This is a genomic window from Embleya scabrispora, from assembly GCF_002024165.1.
Classification (GTDB): domain Bacteria; phylum Actinomycetota; class Actinomycetes; order Streptomycetales; family Streptomycetaceae; genus Embleya; species Embleya scabrispora_A.
This window is the reverse complement of sequence record NZ_MWQN01000004.1, coordinates 290,990-310,248: the sequence shown is the minus strand read 5'-3', so window position 1 is coordinate 310,248 and position 19,259 is coordinate 290,990. Positions and strand designations below refer to the sequence as shown.

Here is a 19,259-nt window from a genome sequence, read left to right as displayed (position 1 = left end):
AACCAACTCGCTGTTCGAATCCCTTTGATGACCCCTTGACAAGACCCACCACGCCATCCGTCATCCGGCAACCGATCGCACGCCATCCCGGGGGCTTGGGCAGACCGCCGTGGCGGCGCCGGCCCTCCTCCGGCCTCAGTCGCGGGCGACCGCGACGACGATGACGACCACCACGGCCAGGACCGCCAGCAGCAGGAGGGCGTAGACCACGAGCACCGTCAACGCGGTACCGGCCCTTGCCGCGGCCCGCCACCCGCTCGCGGACAGGCCCGCGATCCTGCGTGGGCTGTCGACGGACGGTTGCGCCGGTATGGTCGGCCGCGGCGGTGCCGTGACGACCGTGGGGTGGGCGAAGTGCGGGTCGACCGCGGCGAGTTGCCGGCCCTCGTGTGCGTACGCGTCGATCAGTACGCGCCAGCCGTCGGGGATCCGCAGGTCGGCGGCGTTCGGCAGACTGCGCGACCACCCCGGTTCGGTGAACGCGCCGAGCAGATCCGCGGTCCGTGGCCGGCGGTTCGGTTCGAGGGCCAGGCAGGGGAGGGCCAGCTCCCGGAGTCCGGCGGGAAGATCGGTGAGGTCCACCTGGGCGCGGGCGACCAGGGCCAGCAGCCGCAGGTCGTTTCCCGTTTCCGGGTACGGCGGCCGCCCGACGGCGAGGTGGAAGAGCGTGGCCCCGAGCGAGTAGACGTCCGACGCCGCGGTGGACGGCTCGCCCCGGGCCTGTTCGGGGGAGGTGAACGCGATGGTGCCCAGGGTCAGATGGGTCCGGGTGACGTCCGCGGCGTGCGAGATGCCGAAGTCGATCAACCGCAGCCCCGCGCTCGGCAGCAGCATGTTCTGCGGCTTGAGGTCACGATGCACGATGCCCCCCTCGTGCAGATCCAGCAATACCGCGGCACAACTCGCGCCCAACCGACGCACGCACGCCTCGTCGGCGGGGCCCCGGGAGGCGACGAGTTCGGCCAACGAGGGGGCCGGGATGTACCGGATCGCCATCCACGGACGGGCCGCCTCGGGGTCGGCGGCCAGGACCCGCGCCGTGTGCTCGCCGCGTACGCGCTGCGCAAGCCCGACCTCGCGCGCGAAGCGGCGACGCTCGACCGCACCGATCCCGTCCCGGGCGAGCAGCGTCTTGACGGCGGCCAGACTGCCGTCCGCGGTCGACCGACCCAGGTACAGGCGACCCATACCGCCGGAGGCGAGTCGGCCGATCAGGCGGTAGTCGCCGAGGCGGTCGGGGTCGTCGCGGCTCAGCGGGTCGAGTCGGATCGTCGTGAGGATTGGGGTGTCGGGGGCGTTCGGGGTGCTCGGGGTGTTCATCGGGTGCCGTTCATCGGGTGCCGTTCATCGGGTGCCGCTTATCGGAGGCCGTTCGTCGAGGCCGTGCCCTGGGGGATATCGGTCGGCGAGTGGGGTCGCCGGTCGGCGGCAGTCGCTCACAACCGAACCAGACACGCGTCCTCACCGGTCCGGACCACATAGCGGACGTAGGCGCCGGAATCCGCCGTATCCCGGTCGCCTCTGCCGCACTGTCGCCCGGTTGCCGGATATTCGGTGATTCTGAGCAACTCGGTGTAGCCGGGCGGAAGTTGTGTCGTCCGGCAATCCCAGACCTCGTGCACCTGCACATCGGTGATGTCTTGCCCTTCGCGTTTGCCCACGGTGCACTGACCGACCCGGTACAGGCGTTCCGCGCACAACACGAAGGTGGCCGACCGGGGAAACGTGCGCAACCAGGCGAGGGTTTCGGGGCGGCTCGGGCAGGATCCGCCGTTCACGCCGGGAACGGAGGTGACCCGTGCGTAGGCGTTCGGCAGACCGCAGTCGACCACGCTCGGAGCACGCTTCGTCCACTCGCCGGCGACCGGCGTCGAACCCAGACAATCGCCCGGGGCCAGTGCCTGGAAGGCACGATCGGTGGCACTGAGCTTCTTGGCCTGCTCGTTCTGCCAGTACCCGATCCCGAAGAAGCCGACGATGGCGACGAGGATGGACACCATGAGCAGCCGGGGCGTTCGAACGAGAACCCGGGCCCGCCTTCCGGGCGGAGGCTCCGGCGGGTCGGTAGCGGTAGGGGTGGTGGCGGAGTTGGTGGTGACGGCGGCGTCTGTGGTGACGGCGGCACTGCCGGTATCGGCGTGGGTGGCGTCCCCGTACCCGTCCCCGTCCCCGTCCCCGTCCCACGACCACGCAGCCAAGTCCCTTCCGTGCCGGGCGTATTCCGCCACCAACGCGGACCATTCCGGCGGCAACCAACCAACGATCCGCTCTGCCGTGGGTGCCTCCGCGAGGTCTACCGCCACCCTCGACAGCACCTCCGCCGAGGTGGGTCGATCACCCGGCTCCAGCGCCAGGCACGGTGCGATCACCGGCGCCAACTCGGCCGGCAGACCGGTGAGATCCACATCCGCCTCGGCCACCCGGGCGAGCAGCCGCATCATGTCCTCGCCCACGGGATAGGGCGCACGGCCCACCGCGAGGTGGAAGAGCGTGGCCCCCAGCGAGTAGACGTCGGACGCGGCGGTGGACTCCTCGCCGCGGGCCTGTTCGGGGGAGGTGAACGCGACGGTCCCGAGCGAGAGCGACGTCCGGGTCAGGTCCTGGGCGTGCGAGATCCCGAAGTCGATCAGGCACGGCCCCTCGGCGGGCAGCAGCAGGTTCTGCGGCTTGACGTCCCGATGCACGATGCCCTGGCGGTGCAGGCCGACCAGCGCCTCCACGGTGCCGCGGGCCACCCAGCGCACCGCCGAACCCGTCAACGTCCCGGCATGCCGCACCAGTTCGGCGAGCGACGGGGCAGGGACGTACTCGGTGGCCATCCACGGGCGCTCGGCGTCCGGGTCGGCGGCCAGGACGCGCGCCGTGTGCTCCGCGCGCACCTGCTGGGCGACCTTGACCTCACGGGCGAACCGACGCCGATTCACCGCGCCCACCTCACCGTCGGTGAGCAGCGTTTTGAGCGCGGCGAGATCACCATCGGCGCCGCGACCGAGATAGATCCGGCCCATCCCGCCCGAAGCGATCCGGCCGAGTAGCCGATAGGGCCCGAGCCACGTCGGATCATCGTCGTGCAACGGCTCGATGCCCGGTCCGGACACGCCTGCCCCCTTCCCCCGGATGAACCGCCGGCAGTGTATCCGAGACCCAACCACCGGGCGGAAGCGCCGAGTTCGATCCACGTCGGTGGAACACAGGGCTGTCCGACCGCTATAGCCCGGAGGTGGCGGTGGGCGGAGGTCGGGCACGGATGGGTCGGACGACGGCCGCCGATGGGAGATCGCCACGCCGGCGAATCGAAGAACCGCCCGGCTCAGCGGTTCGGGCATCGGCGTGGACTCCATGTCCCGCAGGCCGAAGACGCCGCCCGGGTCGATGGGCGGTGTCCTCGCTCGTGCGGGGCCCGGTGAAATGCGTTGGACCGGCGGGCGGTTGTCGCCGATGATCCGTTGATGACCAACCCCGATGATGCCGCTCGGCCCGGATCCGCCGCTTCCGTGCGGCAGGTGCGCTGGGTCCCGTTGACGGGCCGACCGCTGACCTGCCTGGTGGCCGGCGATCTGGCCGGGGCCCGTGCGCGGACCGGCCTGGACCTGCCCGAGTTCTTCGTGTCCGAACAAGCGCGTCGTCTGTGGCGCCGCCGCTTCGACCAGGTGACGGCCGACCCGGCGAGCGCGCCGTGGGTGGTTCGGGCCGCGGTCTCCGAGCCGGACGGCGCGGTGGTCGGCTACGCCGGCTACCACGGTCCGCCGGACGCGGACGGCGTGGTCGAGATCGGCTACACCGTGGTGCCGGAGGCACGCCGCCGAGGCTACGCCAGGGCGATGCTGCGCTCGCTTCTCCTGCGCGCCGCCGAGGAGCCCGGGGTGAACGTCGTCAGGGTCACCATCTCTCCCGACAACGTCGCGTCGCTCGCGACCATCCGGGGCTTCGGGTTCGTCGAGATGGGCGAGGAGATGGACGAGGAGGACGGCCTCGGAATCATCCACGAGGTGCCGGCCGACCGCATCGTGGGGGACCGCCCGCCGCCGTAGGTGCCTGGGACAGGACGCCGGAGTGGAGCCGGCCCCTTCCCGAACCGGGCGTTCGGCTTGTCGCCGCCGCTCCCGGCTCTCCAGTGCCGTTCTTCGTGGGCCGTTGCCGGCGTTCGGGGTTCCGAAGCCCGGGGTTTCGGGCGAGACGGGCGTGTTGCTCGGCGAAAACCGGCGGCAACCGGGGCGGGCGCCTGCGGCAGATCGCGGGGCGCCCCGGCCGGGACCGGCGGGGGCACCCTCGGTGTGGGCGGGTCGGTCAGGGCCGCCCTGCCGGGCTGAGCGGGGTGGTCGGAAACCGCGTCGGGCCCGGGGAGGGTAGCGCGGCGGGCGGCGGCACGTAGGCGGCCAGGATCGGTGCCCAGGCCGGGTTCTTCAGAATGGACAGGGCCTGCTCGTCGGTCAGCGGCAAGGTGCTGCGGGTGGGCTTGCCGTTGTCCGACAGTTCGCCGTTTCCGTAGGACAGTTCGACCATGGTCTCGCCGATGACGTAGTTGACGGCTTTCCAGGCGATGCCCTTGTCCGGGAAGGGCTTCTCGAAGGTGCCGAGCAGCGTTCCGTCGGGTGCGTTGCGGCACCCGCCGAAGTTGTTCTCCTTGGGCTTCGGTTTGCCGTCGGTCATGGTGCACCCGAAGAACCGCTTGCCCACCATGTTGAACGTCACTTCGACCACGCCCTGGCCGGTGTCCCAGGTGACCTTCGCGTAGAGGCCGCCGTCGATGGCGGTGTTGGTCGTGACGTCCTTCGTGCCCCCCGGCAGCAGGGTCTTGATGATCGGACCGAGCCGCTCGGCGAGGGGATTGGGCGCCACCGGCTGCGTCGGCAGTTCAGGGTTCAGGCCGCCGAGTTCGCCGTCGATCGAGGACGGCGACGGATCCGCCGCGGGGCCCGCCGTGGCAGCCGGACTCGGCCCCAGTTGTGCCGCGCCCAGTATGCCCGCCGCGATCACTCCCACCGCCAGGGTCGCGCCGACGGCCTGCCCCAACGCGCGCCGCCGGGCCCGGCGGCGGCCGCCCTCGGCTGCCCGGGCGGCCAGCCCCGCGCCCGGCGGGATCACCAACTCGTCCAATTGGGCGCGCAGTTCGTTGCGAAACAGGTCTTCGGTCTCCACTGCCTGCGCTTCCACGACGTCGGTTCCCCTCATGTGTGTCGTTGTGTCCGCCACCCGCCATCTCGCCGTGCGCCGTTCCCTCACGGCCGTCCCTCCGCCGCGGCCTTGCGAGTCAGCTCCGGCACGCGCTCGCGCAGCCTGGCGAGTGCGCGCATCGCGCCGGTCTTCACCGCGGACCCGCCCATGCCCAGCCGCCGTGCGGTCTCCTCGACGCTCAGGTCCTCCCAGTACCGCAGCACCAGCAGGGCGCGGTCGCGTGGTTCGAGGGTGTGCAGGGCGTCGACGAGGGTGAGCCGCAGTTCGGGATCGCCATGGGCAGGGGCGGGGGTGCGGGCCAGCGCGTCGGCATCTATGCCCGTCATCTCACCGCTGCTCTTGAGGCGGCGCCCGTCCAGGAACGTGTTGATCAGGATGCGCTTGGCGTACGCCTCCGGGTGCTCCTGCCGCTCGAGCTTCGGCCACGCGACGTAGACCTTCTCCAGCGCGGTCTGCGCGAGGTCCTCGGCCGAATGCCAGTCGCCGCAGAGCAGGTAGGCGGTGCGGCGCAGCCCGGTCTGGTTCGCCTCGGCGAATTCGACGAATCCGGTGCGCTCCCTGTGGAACCAACCCATCCCGCTCCCCGCTCCGTCGACGACCCCGCAGAGTCTTGACGTGTCGAACCGCCGGTTCGGTTACACCCCTCCTCCACATTGCCGGCGGGCGACGGCGTCGACGCCGTGCGCGTTGCTACCGGCCGAAGGGGAAGCCCGGCTACGGTGGTTACCGGACGAGCGCCTCGGCTCGCCGACCGGCCGACCGTGCTCTTCCACGGTGCGGCACGAAGCCGGCGAGCGAGTGGCGTCACCCTGTGCGGCCACGCCGGAGCGGCGTACGGCGAGGGCGCCGAGCACCACCGGCGCCGCAGCTTCGGTTCAGCCTGCGGCGGGGGTCTCGCCGGTCAGGGCGGGCAGGTTGACCGTGGTTTCCGGACCGGGCGCGGTGACGGTCACCGGCTTGTTGTGTTCGCTCCAGTCGATCGTTCCACCGTCGGTGGGGTTCTTGTTCTCCAGGCGAACCGGAGCGGGATCACCCTTCGCCGGAATGTACAGAAGGGTCTCGCCGTCCTGCGGATCGTTGTCCGCGAAAACGATCATCCGCTTGCCGTTCACCTCTGCTTCCGGTCGGCGCTGGACGGTGGGGCCCCAGTCGCTCACGGCCGATTTGATGTCGCCCAGTTCGGCGATCGCGGTGATGTTCTTGAACCTGGGGTCGTCGGCCTTGAGCTTGACGTGCTTGTCCTGGAGCAGAGCGACCACATTCGGGTCGTTCACCTTCGCGTCCTTCGTCCAGAAGTCGGCGCCGGCCTTGAGGTACATGTCCGGCCCCAGTCGCATCACTTCGACGACCCGGCCCGAGGCGGTCAACGTTCCCGCGTAGTTTTTCGTGACGTTGTCCACGTGCAGGTCCAACCGGGTCTCCCCCTTCTGGCCGCGCACGGTGCCCACGGTGTGCACCGTCTTGGTCGCGCCCGCGGACGCCTGGACCTTCGTGCGCAGCGCCGCGTCGTCCAGCTTGGAGTTGTCGCCCTCGTCCGAGCCCGAGTTCTTTCCGGTATCGGTGCTCGACGCGCCGGGCAACGGCGCGGCCGTATCACCCGCCGGGACGGTCTTCTTGTCGTCCTTCGCGTCGTCACCACAGCCGGCGAGCAGCAGAAGCCCCGCGACGGAGGCCACCGCGAGACCACGGGTCCGAACATTGATATTCGTGCTCATCTCATCCCCCAGATCGATCGCATCTGATCGCAAGTAACCCTTTGCTGCCCGCAGTTCGAGGATGCATGCCGACTGGCGGCGGTCGCGTGGCACCGTCGACGGTCAGCTTCGGCCATAGGAGGACCGGGACGAATCCGGGTGCCGGCTCTCCCGGCCGGGGCCGGGTTGGGGGCCGTGCCAGTCCAGGCACAGGACCGTGGCGTCGTCTTTGGGCGGTTTGCCGTCGTAGGCGTCGGCGACGGCGGCGACCAGGGTGCTTACGACCTCGCGCGGGTGCTCGGCTGCGGTCTTGCGGACGAGGCCGGGCAGGTCGACGGTGTGCGCTTGGCGTTCCTGCATGCCGTCGGTGTGGAGCAGTAGGCGGTCGCCGGGGCGCAGGTCGAGTTCCTGTACGCGGTACGCGCCCTGCCCGACGACGCCGAAGGGCAGGTTCACCGCCAGGCGCAGTGTTTCGACCGTTCCGTCGCGCAGTCGCAGGGGCCAGGGGTGGCCGGCGTTGACGAGTTGGGCGCTGCTTCCGTCGAGGGCGATGCGCAGGAGTTGGCCGGTGGCGAAGGTCTGCCGGCCGTGGTCGAGGAGGGCCTGGTGGGTCTGGCGGGCCTGTTCGGCGAGATCGGCCCCGGCTCGGCGGGCGCCTCGGGAGGCGTTGACCAGCAGGGTGGCCATGAGGGAGGCGTCGACGTCGTGGCCCATGGCGTCGGTGACGGACAGGTGCACGGTGTCGTGGTCGACGGAGTAGTCGTAGGTGTCGCCGGCGATGTCGGAGGCGGGGACCAGCGCGCCCGCGAGGGTGAATTCGGGGGCTTCGCAGGTGGGGGCGGAGGGCAGGAGTTGGCGTTGGATCTCCGCGGCCAGGCTGACGGTGGTGGTGCGGTTGCCCCAGTGATAGAGGTCGGTGAAGCGGCGGTCGGTGACGATGATGTACGCCAGCGCGTGAGCGGCCTCGTCGACCTGGGCCAGCACGTCCGCGGTGACGTGGGTGAGGAACAGCTCCAGGACACCGATGGTGTCGCCGCGGTTGGTGACGGGGGTGAGCACCCGCTGCCCCTGCTCACCCTGGGGTGTCACGACCGGTTTCTGGGTGCGCAGGACCTCGTCGTAGACGGTGCTGCCGGCGACGGGGACCTGTTCGGTGTGGTGCTCGTGGTCGGTGTCGGGGGCCTCGTTGACCCGCAGCAGTCGTCGTCCGACGATGTCGACGAACAGGAAGGACACATATCGCGCGTCGAAACGCTCGCGCAGGTTGCGTGCCACGACGTCGAGGGAACGCACCGGCGCGGCACCTTCCGCCGCCGCCAACACCTCGGCCAGTCCAATTCGTTCGTTCACCGGATCACTCCCCGGGCCACCGGCACTCCTCCGTGCCGAAACGACAACAGCCACAACCGCGACGCATCGCGGCGGGAACCCGTCCCCGCCGACCCCGGAAAGTCGGGATCGAACCCTGAAACGGCGAGTGGGTCTCGCCTGCCTGCGAGGCCGGTGTGGTGCGTTTCCCGGGGGTGAGTGTGCCCCGCTCAAGGTCATGTATTGCCGGGACTCGCGACCACGGCGGATCGCCCGCTCGTGCCCGACGCCGACCACGCGTAGCCGATGGTGGCTTCCCGGCGCTCGTCTCGAACCCGGTGAGTGGCCCCGAGACGAGCCGGTGCGGCGCACTGTGACATGGTCCGCCGACCGCCGATACATGCGCAGTGGCACGCCGGCGACGAGTCGGCCGGCTCCGTCGCGCACTCCGTGCCCTGTACGGCCGTCCGCAACGGCTTGCCGGTACGCGGCCGTTTTCCGTCCCACAAGGCAAGCTCGGCCGGCAGGCCGCGCCGGCGCGCGTCAGGCGGTGCCCGTGGCCGAGGTCACGACGGGTGGCGGGCCCGGGTCGGGGGCGCCGCCCTCGATGGCGGCGATGATCGCGGCCGCCCAGTGTCGGGGGTGCTCGCGCCCGAGGGCGGCGGACAGCCGCGTCATCCGGGCACCTCGTTCGCGCCGGGGCATCCGCAACGCCCGCCGCAGGACTCGCACGAGGTCGATCGGCGAGCACGGATCCGTCAGCAGCGCGCCGCCGCCGAGTTGCACGGCCGCTCCGGCGTGGCGCGACAGCACCAGCACTCCGGAGCCGCCCGCTGCCGACTGCGCCGCCACGAACTCCTTCGCCGTGAGGTTCATCCCGTCCTGGAGCGAGGTTACCCAGAACACGTCCGCGGCGAGGTATTCGTCGACAACCTCGACGAAGGAGAGGTTGTGCGGGAGGTACTCCACCGGTTGCCAGGTCGCGGTGCCGTACCGATCGTTCACGTCGGCGATGCGGTGTTCGAGGGCCACGCGGGTCGAGTCGTAGGCGGTGATGCCCGGTTCGGGTGGCGGGCAGACGAGTCGGAACCGAAGGCGGCCGTGCAGGGCCGGGTCGGCCGCGAGGAGGGCGGCGACGGCGGCGACCTTGCGCTCGGGGGCTTTCACGTAGTCCAGGCGCTCGACCGAAAGCACCAGACTCCCCGTGCCGGAGCCCGCATGCGAGCCTCGGGCCCGCACCAGCGCGTCGATGGCCTCACGGTCGACGCCCAGCGGATGCACGCCCACCCGCGGCGCCACATCGGTCCCGCCCAGGGCGGCCCGGAAGTTGGCGGCGAACCCCTCGGTATGGAACCCGGCCCAGTCCAGCGCCGTCAGGGAGGCTCGCACCTCCGCCGCGACCGGCAGCGCATCGAAGACCCGCACCGGCGGGAAGGGCGTGTGATGAAACAGTCCCACGCGCAGATCCGGCCGCGCGGAACGGAGCAGTCCCGGTACCAGCCACAGGTTGTAGTCGTGCAGCCAGACGGTCGCCCCTTCGGCGGCTCGGTCCGCGATGTGTTCGGCGAAGCGGCGGTTCACGGTGCGGTACGCGGACCAGGCCGCGCCGTCGAAGCGCATGCGCTCCGGCTGCGACATCAGCGCCGGCCACAACGTCTCCTTGCAGGCTCGGTGGAAGTACGCCGACCAGGCGGCGCCCTCGAACCGTTGCAGCGACATCGCGGGGCGAAGATCGTGGTCCCCGATGTCCGGATCGGACAGCTCGTCGTCGACCACCGCTCCCGCGACCCACAGGGCCGAGGCCGCGCGGTCGTCCCCGCGCTCGGCGCCCAGAACCGCACCCAGCGTCGGCAGAATTCCGTTCGGGCTGGTCGGAGCGCGCCAACCGGTCGACGTCCACACCCGTGGCGGCCGGTGGTAACCCACGACCAAGGCGTGTTCCGGCTCCACCCAGCCCAGGTTCCGCAAACCGGCGGCGATTCCCGCCGCGCCGTGCCGCTCGGTGCGGTACACCCTCTCGTCCCCGGCCACCGCCCGATCGAGGGCGGGTTCGGCGCCACCGACCACCACGCCGTGTGCGCCGATTCCGAACATCGACAGATCGTTCAGCGAGTCGCCGGCGACCAGCACGTCCGTGAGCGCCCAACCCTGCGCGTGGGCCAGGGCCCGCACCGCGGCACCCTTGCCCGCCCTCGGCGGCAGTACGTCGAAGAACCGATCGGCCGAGTACGCCCACGAGCACCCCAACGCGGCGACAGCGGCGACGAGTTCGCCGGTCAGGTCGCCCGGACGCAGGTGAAAGGAACACCGTCCGTCCTGCGCCACCCCTTCCTGATACATCAGGGTGGGAAATCCGGAGAGTGCGTCACGCACCCGGGTCGCGCCGGGCCAACCCTCGCGCAACCGGGACTGTACGTGCGTGACGGTACTCAGGTCCCTGCCGTCGGCCACGCTGGATCCGACGTCGGCAATGATCCACCGTGGTCCGGGCACGAGCGGATCGGCGAGCACTTCGCGCAGCGAGGCCAAACCGCGACCGGTTGCGAAGACCACCGTGATCTGCGGATGACGAGACAGAAGGCCGTGCAATCGACGGCGTTCGGCGTCCGTGCCGCCCAGGAGCGTGCCGTCCAGATCGGTGACCAGGACCCCCATCGCGCATCCCCCCGACGGACCGGATTCGCATGCCTCGACACCGCGCCCACGAGATGGCGTCGGCCGACGCACGCGAAACGCCCTCCGCCCGATGGGCCGGAGAGCATGGCCGACCGACGATCAGCGAACGCTAACACGTGCGGGAAACCGTGGGGAGTCTGGTGACTACCAAAGGTGAGACGCGGATCCGCGCGCTCTCGCGCGGCACCACCCCGAAGACCCGCGTAACCACGCACCCGGCGCGAACCACACATCGGCCCTGCGCCCACCGCGCACGCGACCCGCCCCGACCGATCGCCCGTCGTTCCGGGTGTCGCCGGCTGCCCCGTCGCCGATAGAGAGGCGACGGGATCGGCGTCCGTGTTCGGGCCGGTCGGGGGCGAATGGGCCCCGTGGGCGGGCCCGGTGTGCCCTCCGGGGCGATCACGCGCGCGCCTCGCCGCGTCTCGGATCGGAGGACGCCGTACGTCGCCACCGACGACCGCGGTGGGTCGCTCCACCGCCGACGAGTGGCACGACCACGGGTCTCGACCGGGGCCGACGGCGGGCCGCTACGGTTCGTCCGCCCGGGGAGCGATCGGAAGGACCGTCCCCGGCTCGGCGTCCTCACGCAGCGCCGCCACCCGCCGAGGCGGGGGCCCCACGGCCTGGGAGAAGTTCGCGAACGGCTCCGCGGCCGCGATCAACGCGTCCAACACCGCGGAGGTCTCGGCGTCCGGGTGCTCTGCGAGTACCTCACGCGCGTGGATGATCGCCGCGCGTAGCGCCTCGTGGCGGCTGGTGGGCATCGGCGGTCACCTCCGGGTCGAAACGCTCGTCACCCCGGCATTGTCCCGGTTCCGCGTCGTCGTTCGATACCGCAGTCCGGGTGGGATCGGCGAAGCGCCGCAGTGGGGGCGCCGCGCGGCTGCCGGAGCGTACCGATCGCGCCCGCATACCGCCAGGGTTTACCCGGTTCTCCTGCGCTCGTTGGATGCCGAGTGTGGAGCGGGGCGTCTAGCGTGCCGTGGTCGGGGCCGCTCGCGTGCAGGGTGGCGGACGGCGCCCGGCGCCGAACGGAACCGTGATTTCCTGGAGTTCAGTGTGTCCGAAGGCCCGCGCGACGTACCCGACCCGCCTCGACCCGCACACGCCCCGCCGCCTCCTGTGGCTCCGCCCACTCCGGCGTCTCCGCCCTTTCCGCCTCCGGTCGGGCCGGGGGAGGTCGGTGCGCGGGAGCGCTCCGGCGCGTTTGCGGGTGGTCCGGCCGGTTGGGTCGCACTGGTCGCGGCCGGCATCGTATCGACCGTGGTCGCCGCCTTGTTGATCAACGGCTCGGACGGGGGCGGCGGACACGATCGCAAGCCGTTCCAGGATCCCGCCGGGGCGGGGCCACCCGCGGCCGCGGGGCAACAGCCGATGCCACTCGTCCCGTCGATCGACACCACGGGCCGGATGCCGACAGCGAGCGCGAAGCCGGTGCGCACCGCCGATGTCCGGCCCTCGGCGCCGCCCGCGCCCGCGAAGGACGGCAGATTCACGGCTCGATCCGAGGACCCGACCACGTGGCCGGACGCGTGCGACATCGTCACCGCCACCGACGTCCGGGAGGTCTTTCCCGATGTACGCGGCGTCGAAGTCGTCGGCACCGCCGACGCCCGCGGATTCCTCAAGAGCAAGGGGCCCGCGCTGCGCAGTACGACGTGCAAACTCACGCTGGACACGCCTCGGGTGATCGACGCGTACAGCACGATCAGCCTCACCGTGGACATCGTGTCGATCGCCACCGGTGCCGAGATGACCCACGACTGGGACTTCAGCACCTCCGGCCCGCGCCGGCTCGCCGACTACCGGGAACTACCGCCCTCGGCAGGCGCGGATGCCGGCTACAGCGCGCAGGGAAGCGTGCAGTTTCGCAAGGACGAGTTCATCGTCCGGATCACCCCTCTCGGCCACCTGTCCACGCCGGACGGATACCCCCAACGCGGCTGGGAGGCCGACCTGTTGCCGCGACTCGTCCCCAAGGCCGCCGCCCGCCTGTGACCGGCGGGGGCGACGGTGGGCAATGGCGGGCGGCTTGCCCGTCCGCGCTCGCAACGTCGGGGCGCGACGGCGCGGAGCCCGCGTCGCACGGGCGGGAGGCGGTTGCGACAGGGCCGCCTTCGCACGACGGCGGCGCTCAGGTGGTGGGGGCGGTTGTCCACGCGGTGAGCAGGAGCTTCGCGTGGTGGACGAGCAGGGCGGGGGTAGGGGGTCGCCGGTTTCCAGGATGGCGGCGAGGACGGGGCCGGCGAGTTGGGCGGCGGCCAGCGGCTGAGGGGGCATGCCGGGGGCGGTTGGGCGTACTCGGGTGAGCACGGCGTTGGCGGCGGTGCCGACGAGATCGGCGGTGCGGACCAAGTCGCGTACTGCGATGTCGTGTTGGGCTTCGCCGAGCAGGGCGCGATAGGCGAGGCCGGCCGGGGAGACGGTGAGGAAGGCGGTCAGCGCCCGCAGGAAGGCGACGAGGTCGTCGGCGGGACGGGGCCTCGGCTCGGTGGCCAGTTCGTGGGCGGCGTCGGAGATGCTCGCCTCCAACAGGATCTCCGCCTTGGTGGACCACCACCGGTAGACGGTCTGGCGCCCGACGCCGGCGCGCTCGGCGATGCCCTTCATGGTCATCGCCGCGTACCCCTGCTCGACGAGCATGTCGTCGACGGCGTGGAGCACGGCGATCCGCGCCGCTTCGCTGCGTGGGCGTCCGGGCGAGGTCTGCTCGTGGGGGGTGTGCGACATGGGGCCAGCTTAACAAGACACGATGCCTCGTAATGGTGCTAGTCTCCTTTCCGAGTCACCATGCCTCGAAAAGGATGCGGACGGCCGGCGACATGCCCGGTCGACCCCCGGATGTCAGGGGAAGCCCCATGAAGAAACCGAAGACGATTCATCGCTGTACGGTGCTCGCCCGGCGTGACCTCACCCCGCGCATGGTCAGGCTGACCTTGGCCGGCCCGAGCCTGGTCGGACTCGTTCCCCGCCCGGCGCAGGACATCGAGGTGCTGCTCGCCGACGCCGGCGGCAACCGGGTCAAGCGCCGGTACACCATCCGGAACGCCCGCCCGCAGGTGGGCGAGTGGGACGTGGACGCGTTCCTGCACGCGGACGGCGGGCCGGGCAGCGCATGGGCGGCGAGCGCCCGGCCCGGCTCCGACGTGGAGTTGGTCGGCCCCAGAGGGAAGTTGGAACTGCGCGCGGCCGACGGCCACCTGTTCGTCGGCGACGAGGCCGCACTGCCGGCGATCGCAGCCCTGGCCGAAGCCCTGCCGGCCGGCCAGGAGGCCACCGCCGTCGTGGAGACGGGGTCGCCCGCCGACCGGGTTCCGATCGGTGCCGCCTCGGTGCGCTGGCTCGAGCGCGGCGACCGCCTGCCCGGCGACCCGGAGTCGCTGCTCGCCGCGGTCGCCCGGGAGTTGCGGGCGCGGGACTTCGAACAGGTCTACATCCTCGCCGAGGCCCACATCACCGGGGCGATCCGCAACCTGGTGCACGGCGCGGGCATCGGACCCGACCACGTCTTCGCCAAGGGCTACTGGACCGCCGACCTGCGCCCCGCGACCTCGGGCAACCCCGCGTGACGGGCGCGGTTCCCGGGACGCGCGACGCGGCGACCGCGCGGCGGGTCACGTCCGCCTTCCGCGGGCTCTTGGCCGTGCGGCTGCTCGGCGCTCTGGCAAGCGGCGTCATGCTGCCCTTCGTGATTCTGTGGGCTCACCGGGTCGGCGGGCTCAGCGGGGCGGCGGCGGGCGCGCTCTTCCTCGTCCAGGCCGCCGGTGAGTTCGTCGGCGGCCTTGCCGGGGGCGCCGTGGCCGACCGCATCGGACACCGCCGCATGCTGCTGCTCTCCACCACGGGGATGGCCCTGGGCTACGGCAGCCTCGTCCTGGTCCACCACCCGGTACTCGCCCTCGGTCTGTTCCTCACCGCAGGGCTCTTCGAATCCGCCTTCCACCCCACCATCGCGGCGCTCATCGGCGACCTGCACGCCGAGGAGGAACTCCACCGCGCCTACGGGACGACCCGCGTGGTGGCCAGTATCGGCGGCGTGATCGGCCCGATCCTGGGCGCCGCGGCCGTCACCCTGTCGCTGTCGAGCGTGTTCGCCGTGGCAGGCGTCCTGCTGATCGGCGCCGTCCTGGCGGTGTTCGTCGCCGTTCCCTCCGACCGTGCCATCGGCCCGGAGACAACCCGGGCCGACATCGGAGAGGAGGCCAAGGAGGTGTACGGGGCGCTCACCCGGATTCTGCGCGACCGCCGATTGGCGCTCCTCGTCCTCGGCGGCAGCCTGCTGAGCATCACGTTCACCTGGTGGGAAGCCGACGGCCTGGTCCTGCTGAACCGCATCGACTCCCTCGGCACCACCGCCTACGCGGCGCTGTTCGCCGTCGACGCCCTCGCCATCATCCTGTTCCAGATACCCGTCAGCCGCTGGGCCGGCCGCCGGGACACCGGCCGCCTGCTCTTCCTGGGCGCGGCCCTGCAAGGCGTGGGCCTCGCGGGATTCGCCGCCGCCGGAATCGGCTACCCGGCCCTGCTCGCGGCCGTCCTCGTCACCTCCTTCGGCATGATGATCACCGGCCCCACCACCTCGGCGTTCGTCAGCCGCCACGCCCCGCCGGGACACAGCGCCACCTACCAGGCCGCCCTGTCCACGTCACAGGACATCGGCACCGCGATCGGCCCGACCTCCGGACTCGCTCTCGCCCGGATCGGACCGCCGACGCTGGTGTGGCTCTCGGCGCTCCCACTGGGTCTCATCGCGGGGCTCGCCACGGCACGAGCGACCCGGCTGCCGGACCGGGGGGCGGGCGCCATCGCGAAAGGCCGAGGCGCCCGACCTTCGTGAGACAGGGGGGCCGGGTCGCTGCCGATCGTCGCCCGCACGGCTCCATGTGCGGTGCGGCGAGGGAGTGTTCGCATGGCTGTCCGCGATCCGTGCGGGTGTGGAGGGACGGATCCGGCGCTACACCCTGGACCACTGCTGGTTGTAGCCGCCGTTCCGGGGCCACTGGATCGCCACGGTGCCGGACCGGTCCGAACCACCCTGTATATCCAGCACGTAGCCACTCCTCCCGTTCTGGAACGCCGAGCCGTACCGGCGTCCAGGCTTCCTTTGGGGACGTCCAGGAGTGCGGACACGGAGATGCCGATCGCGGCGGCGGCCCAGCCGGCGTGCGCGTCGGCGGCGAACCAGGCGCGCAGCGTCAACCGCGCTCGGTGCGTCGGGGGGCATGAGGGCACCCCGAAGGACGTCCTCGGCCCATTGCCGCGCGGCCGGCGAGTGCGGCAGGGCGTCGAGCGACCCGTTTCGAGCAGGTCCGCGAGCCCGACGGCGTGCCGCATGGACGCGGCGGGGAAGACCTCCGGGGCCGGCCGCGTGCCCGCCGGGGTCACGGCCGCCCCTCGGCCGGGAGAGCGTGCAGCGTACCGGTGCCCACCGGCGTCACCGTGCCGCCCACGATGACCCGTTCGACCTCGTCGGGCCGACCGTACGCGGTGATCGTGATCGTGCTGGGCCTGCCCACGAACCGCCCCTGGCCGAGCGCCGATGGACGGCCGTGGCACGCGTGCCCGTGGCGCATCAGGTACGCCGCCACGCAGCCTGCGGCGCTTCCGGTGGCGACGTCCTCCCGGACGCCGTCGTTGTTCCAGTGCCTGCCCTGAAGCGAGTCGACGTCGAGGACGTAGACGAACTCCGCCCCGAGGGCGGCGAGAAAGGCATCGAAGTCCGCGCGGCGAATGTGCGCTCTGCCGAGCACGTCGGCGTCGCGCACCGGCACGATCAGGTAGCGCAGGCCGGTGGAGTGCACCTCCGTCGGCAGGTCCTCTCGGAGTTCGTCCGGGCTCAGACCCAGCGAGGCGGCGACCGCCACCCGGTCGATGGCGTCTGCGCGGGCGACCAGTTCGGGACGGCCCTGGTCGAGCAGGGCGAACACGCGGCCCGCGTCGTCGCCGCTGGTGGTGACCCGTACGGTCCGCGCGGGCAGTTCGAACGTCCATCGGAGTTCTTCGCCCGAGGCGACCGCGCTCCGCAGGTGAAGCACTGCGGCGGCGCCCATGACGGGGTGCCCGGCGAAGCCGAGTTCCTCGATCAGGTCGAACACACGCGCGTGGATCACGTTGTCCGTTCGACGGCCCACGAAGATCGACTCGAAGTGCCGAAGCTCCCGGGTGATCCGGAGCATCCGATCGACCGACAGCGTCGGCGGATCGACGAACACGGCCAAGCTGTTGCCGGTGTAGGGCAGTTCGGCGAACACGTCCACGTGGTGGTATCCGACGGAAGGAGGGGCCATGGGGCCAGCGTAGATACGGCTCCGATCATCGGGAACCGCAATATCTGCGTGCTCGACATAATGGATCGTTATGAAGCGATCCGGATCCCCACCGCGTGCCTTCGCCGCGTCGATGAGGCACGAGACCGGATGCGCCCCACCGGCGTCCGCTTCGAAGGCGACGAGCACGGGCGGTCTTTCGGTCTCCTGGCGCTACGGCGACACCGTGCGCGTACCGTCAGGACGTCGGTAGGGGCCGGCAGCATCACGGCCATGACGGACATCGATGACCTTGTGCGGCGCGTCGCCATCCGGGCCGCATCCGACAACCGCGTCCTTCCCGCTCGGGTCGGCCCTCGGCAGATCGCGGAGGCCGAGGCGCGACTGGGGTTCGCGCTGCACCCGCTGCTTGCGCGCCTGTATCGCGAGGTCGCCGACGGCGGCTTCGGCCCCGATTACCAACTGTTGCCACTGCTCGGTCCGGGCACCGGCGTCGTTGGCGAGTATCTCGCGCGACGGGAGGAATCCGCTGGAGAGGAGCATCCGGACTGGCCCGAAGGTGTCGTGCCGATCATGACCTGGGGCTGTGCCATGTATGCAGGTGTGGACTGTTTCGATGAGGATGGTCAAGTCCTGCTCTTCGAGCCGAACCCCTATGGCGGCGGGTCGTGGGAGGAGTGCTGGTTCCTCGATTCCGCCGGCCTGGCCGCGTGGCTGGAGACATGGCTCGCGGGAACGGGTTGGTTCGAGGAGGGCGCCTGCGACAGGGACGACGTGGTCGAGCCGCAGCCGTGGGATCAAGCTGCAAGCCGCCTGTCCTCCAGCGGCTAGCGACACATCGCCGCTGCACCCCGTGGGCGCGGGCCACTTCACCGCGGGCGCGATCCGAGCTCGCTTCACAACGTCGGCGTCGGCCTTGGCCTCGCGCCACGTATTGCCGTGGGTGATGGCGAATTGCTCCCGTCGGGCAGGCCGGAACGGTGACGAGCCACGTGCGCCCTACCCGGGGGCGTTGACGTGATCGATGCCGCCGGCGTTCGGTCATGCCCGAATGTGGACCCAGGCGTCGCCGGCTCGGAGCCGGAGTGTGCCGTCTCGACCTTGTCCGCAGTGCATGACGACGCGGTCGGGGACGGTGATCCTGCGCTCGTCGGTGATGACCCATGTGTCGCCGTCGAGTTCGGCTCGGGTGACGTTCGTCGATCGCTGATTGTGGTTGCGGCGGGTCAGGACGGCCCGCCCGTCCCGTACGGCGAAGCCGTCCGGGACGCGTACCGGGCTCGGCCAACTGGCGACTTCGCCGGTGGACGAGGTGATGCGCGTGAGGAAGGTGCCGCCGTGGCGGGTGCCGGAGTACCACACGAGCCAGACGTCGTCGCCGTCGGTGGCCGCGGTACAGCCTTGCAGGGGCAAGTCGGGAAGTCGTCCCTCCGGCGCCCAGACTGCTTGTCCGGTGGAGCTCCAGCCCGCAAGCCCTGCCGTGGACTCGGGGTGGCCGCCGTAGATGCCCTCGTCGCCGTAGGCCGTCCAGACTCGTCCGCTGCGGTCGGTGGTCAGCACGGGGATGTCGTCGCCGAGGCAGAAGCTGTGCTCGGGCTCGCCTTCCGGGGAGTAGACGACGGTGTTCGGCTCCCAGACTCCCGCTTCGCTGCGAGGTGCACGGCCGCCGGCCACGAGCAGTCGGGCGTCGGGAAGGAGCGCGATGTGGCTGGGGCGTATCGGCACGTCTTCGAGCGGTAGGCGGTCGACGGAGCCGTCGGACCGGCGGGTCACCAGGACGCCGTCGAACGGGGGCTTCGGGACCCACCCCACCCAGCCCTTGATGTAACCCATGTGCTCCAGGTGCCGTCGGTGGACCAGGAGAACGGCCAAGTCACCTGTCGGTCCGACGGTCCAGCACAGGGCGCGGTGCTCGGGGTCCGCGTCGAAGGCGGTCGGAACCTCGACGCGCGTCGTCTTGATCGAATCCCGCATGAATCCCCCTTGGCTCGGCTCGAACCACGGTTCGTGGCGCTCAGGAGAGCCTATTGATCGTCGACCCGTTCGAACGCGCCTCCAGGGATGCCCTTCGCGATGGTGTCGCCGTGACGTGCGGTGCAATGCCCGCGCGTTCAGGCGCCGGGCGTGTTCGTGAGGT

Annotated in this window: 16 protein-coding genes; 4 read left to right on the top strand and 12 right to left on the bottom strand. The window is 71.3% G+C overall.

Translation table 11 applies throughout. From position 1 onward, the window contains the following. Positions 1 to 135 precede the first annotated feature (135 nt). Positions 136 to 1,320: a serine/threonine-protein kinase gene (locus tag B4N89_RS41905; RefSeq protein ID WP_078981873.1), complete on the bottom strand. Its 1,185-nt coding sequence runs from the start codon at positions 1,318 to 1,320 to the stop codon at positions 136 to 138. Positions 1,321 to 1,436: 116 nt separating this feature from the next. Then, positions 1,437 to 3,098 (bottom strand): serine/threonine-protein kinase, encoded by a 1,662-nt coding sequence (locus tag B4N89_RS51000; protein WP_201261157.1) that lies wholly within the window; start codon positions 3,096 to 3,098, stop codon positions 1,437 to 1,439. A gap of 351 nt (positions 3,099 to 3,449) precedes the next feature. Between B4N89_RS51000 and B4N89_RS41895 the strand changes: the two genes are divergently transcribed. Then, positions 3,450 to 4,031 (top strand): GNAT family N-acetyltransferase, encoded by a 582-nt coding sequence (locus tag B4N89_RS41895; protein ID WP_078981872.1) that lies wholly within the window; start codon positions 3,450 to 3,452, stop codon positions 4,029 to 4,031. Positions 4,032 to 4,287: 256 nt separating this feature from the next. On the opposite strand, the gene B4N89_RS41890 is transcribed toward B4N89_RS41895, so the two are convergent. The 7 genes from B4N89_RS41890 to B4N89_RS53210 form a co-directional block, all read right to left on the bottom strand. After that, positions 4,288 to 5,172, bottom strand: a complete 885-nt coding sequence (locus tag B4N89_RS41890) for a hypothetical protein (RefSeq protein WP_143658281.1) — start codon at positions 5,170 to 5,172, stop codon at positions 4,288 to 4,290. Between the two features lie 47 nt (positions 5,173 to 5,219). Next, the gene (locus tag B4N89_RS41885) at positions 5,220 to 5,750 is read right to left on the bottom strand and encodes a SigE family RNA polymerase sigma factor (protein ID WP_078981870.1); all 531 of its coding nucleotides are present in this window, start codon (positions 5,748 to 5,750) and stop codon (positions 5,220 to 5,222) included. 300 nt (positions 5,751 to 6,050) lie between these two features. Further along, on the bottom strand, positions 6,051 to 6,983 hold the full coding sequence (locus tag B4N89_RS41880) for a hypothetical protein (protein ID WP_143658280.1): 933 nt from the start codon (positions 6,981 to 6,983) through the stop codon (positions 6,051 to 6,053). Between the two features lie 9 nt (positions 6,984 to 6,992). After that, the gene (locus B4N89_RS41875) at positions 6,993 to 8,219 is read right to left on the bottom strand and encodes a PP2C family protein-serine/threonine phosphatase (RefSeq protein WP_235619296.1); all 1,227 of its coding nucleotides are present in this window, start codon (positions 8,217 to 8,219) and stop codon (positions 6,993 to 6,995) included. 501 nt (positions 8,220 to 8,720) lie between these two features. Then, entirely contained in the window at positions 8,721 to 10,832 is a 2,112-nt protein-coding gene (locus B4N89_RS41870) for a trehalose-6-phosphate synthase (protein WP_078981868.1), read from the bottom strand. 551 nt (positions 10,833 to 11,383) lie between these two features. Further along, the gene (locus tag B4N89_RS48430) at positions 11,384 to 11,620 is read right to left on the bottom strand and encodes a hypothetical protein (RefSeq protein ID WP_101897534.1); all 237 of its coding nucleotides are present in this window, start codon (positions 11,618 to 11,620) and stop codon (positions 11,384 to 11,386) included. A gap of 1,048 nt (positions 11,621 to 12,668) precedes the next feature. Then, a complete protein-coding gene (locus B4N89_RS53210) occupies positions 12,669 to 13,586 on the bottom strand; it encodes a TetR/AcrR family transcriptional regulator (protein WP_201261156.1) in 918 nt (305 codons plus the stop codon). Between the two features lie 128 nt (positions 13,587 to 13,714). On the opposite strand from B4N89_RS53210, the gene B4N89_RS41850 reads away from it, so the two are divergent. Together B4N89_RS41850 and B4N89_RS41845 are read left to right on the top strand one after the other, a co-directional pair. Continuing rightward, positions 13,715 to 14,425, top strand: a complete 711-nt coding sequence (locus tag B4N89_RS41850; protein ID WP_161501004.1) for a siderophore-interacting protein — start codon at positions 13,715 to 13,717, stop codon at positions 14,423 to 14,425. Then, entirely contained in the window at positions 14,422 to 15,693 is a 1,272-nt protein-coding gene (locus B4N89_RS41845; RefSeq protein ID WP_078981864.1) for an MFS transporter, read from the top strand. The genes B4N89_RS41850 and B4N89_RS41845 overlap by 4 nt, the downstream gene beginning before the upstream one ends. Before the next feature lie 117 nt (positions 15,694 to 15,810). Here B4N89_RS41845 and B4N89_RS52870 read toward each other — a convergent pair whose 3' ends face one another. Beyond that, complete coding sequence (locus tag B4N89_RS52870; RefSeq protein ID WP_107504212.1) at positions 15,811 to 16,080, bottom strand: RICIN domain-containing protein; 270 nt, start codon at positions 16,078 to 16,080, stop codon at positions 15,811 to 15,813. Between the two features lie 157 nt (positions 16,081 to 16,237). Next, on the bottom strand, positions 16,238 to 17,143 hold the full coding sequence (locus B4N89_RS41840) for a PhzF family phenazine biosynthesis protein (RefSeq protein ID WP_078981863.1): 906 nt from the start codon (positions 17,141 to 17,143) through the stop codon (positions 16,238 to 16,240). Positions 17,144 to 17,395: 252 nt separating this feature from the next. On the opposite strand from B4N89_RS41840, the gene B4N89_RS41835 reads away from it, so the two are divergent. Then, positions 17,396 to 17,953, top strand: coding sequence for an SMI1/KNR4 family protein (locus tag B4N89_RS41835; RefSeq protein ID WP_078982368.1), 558 nt, complete (start codon positions 17,396 to 17,398; stop codon positions 17,951 to 17,953). Positions 17,954 to 18,163: 210 nt separating this feature from the next. Here B4N89_RS41835 and B4N89_RS41830 read toward each other — a convergent pair whose 3' ends face one another. Continuing rightward, positions 18,164 to 19,096, bottom strand: coding sequence for a hypothetical protein (locus tag B4N89_RS41830; RefSeq protein ID WP_078981862.1), 933 nt, complete (start codon positions 19,094 to 19,096; stop codon positions 18,164 to 18,166). Between the last annotated feature and the right edge of the window lie 163 nt (positions 19,097 to 19,259).

Coding starts and splice junctions, on each gene's coding strand:
- B4N89_RS41905 (WP_078981873.1), bottom strand. CDS start 1,320: ATGAACACCCCGAGCACCCCGAACGCCCCCGACACCCCAATCCTCACG.
- B4N89_RS41895 (WP_078981872.1), top strand. CDS start 3,450: ATGACCAACCCCGATGATGCCGCTCGGCCCGGATCCGCCGCTTCCGTG.
- B4N89_RS41890 (WP_143658281.1), bottom strand. CDS start 5,172: ATGAGGGGAACCGACGTCGTGGAAGCGCAGGCAGTGGAGACCGAAGAC.
- B4N89_RS41885 (WP_078981870.1), bottom strand. CDS start 5,750: ATGGGTTGGTTCCACAGGGAGCGCACCGGATTCGTCGAATTCGCCGAG.
- B4N89_RS41870 (WP_078981868.1), bottom strand. CDS start 10,832: ATGGGGGTCCTGGTCACCGATCTGGACGGCACGCTCCTGGGCGGCACG.
- B4N89_RS48430 (WP_101897534.1), bottom strand. CDS start 11,620: ATGCCCACCAGCCGCCACGAGGCGCTACGCGCGGCGATCATCCACGCG.
- B4N89_RS53210 (WP_201261156.1), bottom strand. CDS start 13,586: ATGTCGCACACCCCCCACGAGCAGACCTCGCCCGGACGCCCACGCAGC.
- B4N89_RS41850 (WP_161501004.1), top strand. CDS start 13,715: ATGAAGAAACCGAAGACGATTCATCGCTGTACGGTGCTCGCCCGGCGT.
- B4N89_RS52870 (WP_107504212.1), bottom strand. CDS start 16,080: ATGCCCCCCGACGCACCGAGCGCGGTTGACGCTGCGCGCCTGGTTCGC.
- B4N89_RS41840 (WP_078981863.1), bottom strand. CDS start 17,143: ATGGCCCCTCCTTCCGTCGGATACCACCACGTGGACGTGTTCGCCGAA.
- B4N89_RS41835 (WP_078982368.1), top strand. CDS start 17,396: ATGACGGACATCGATGACCTTGTGCGGCGCGTCGCCATCCGGGCCGCA.
- B4N89_RS41830 (WP_078981862.1), bottom strand. CDS start 19,096: ATGCGGGATTCGATCAAGACGACGCGCGTCGAGGTTCCGACCGCCTTC.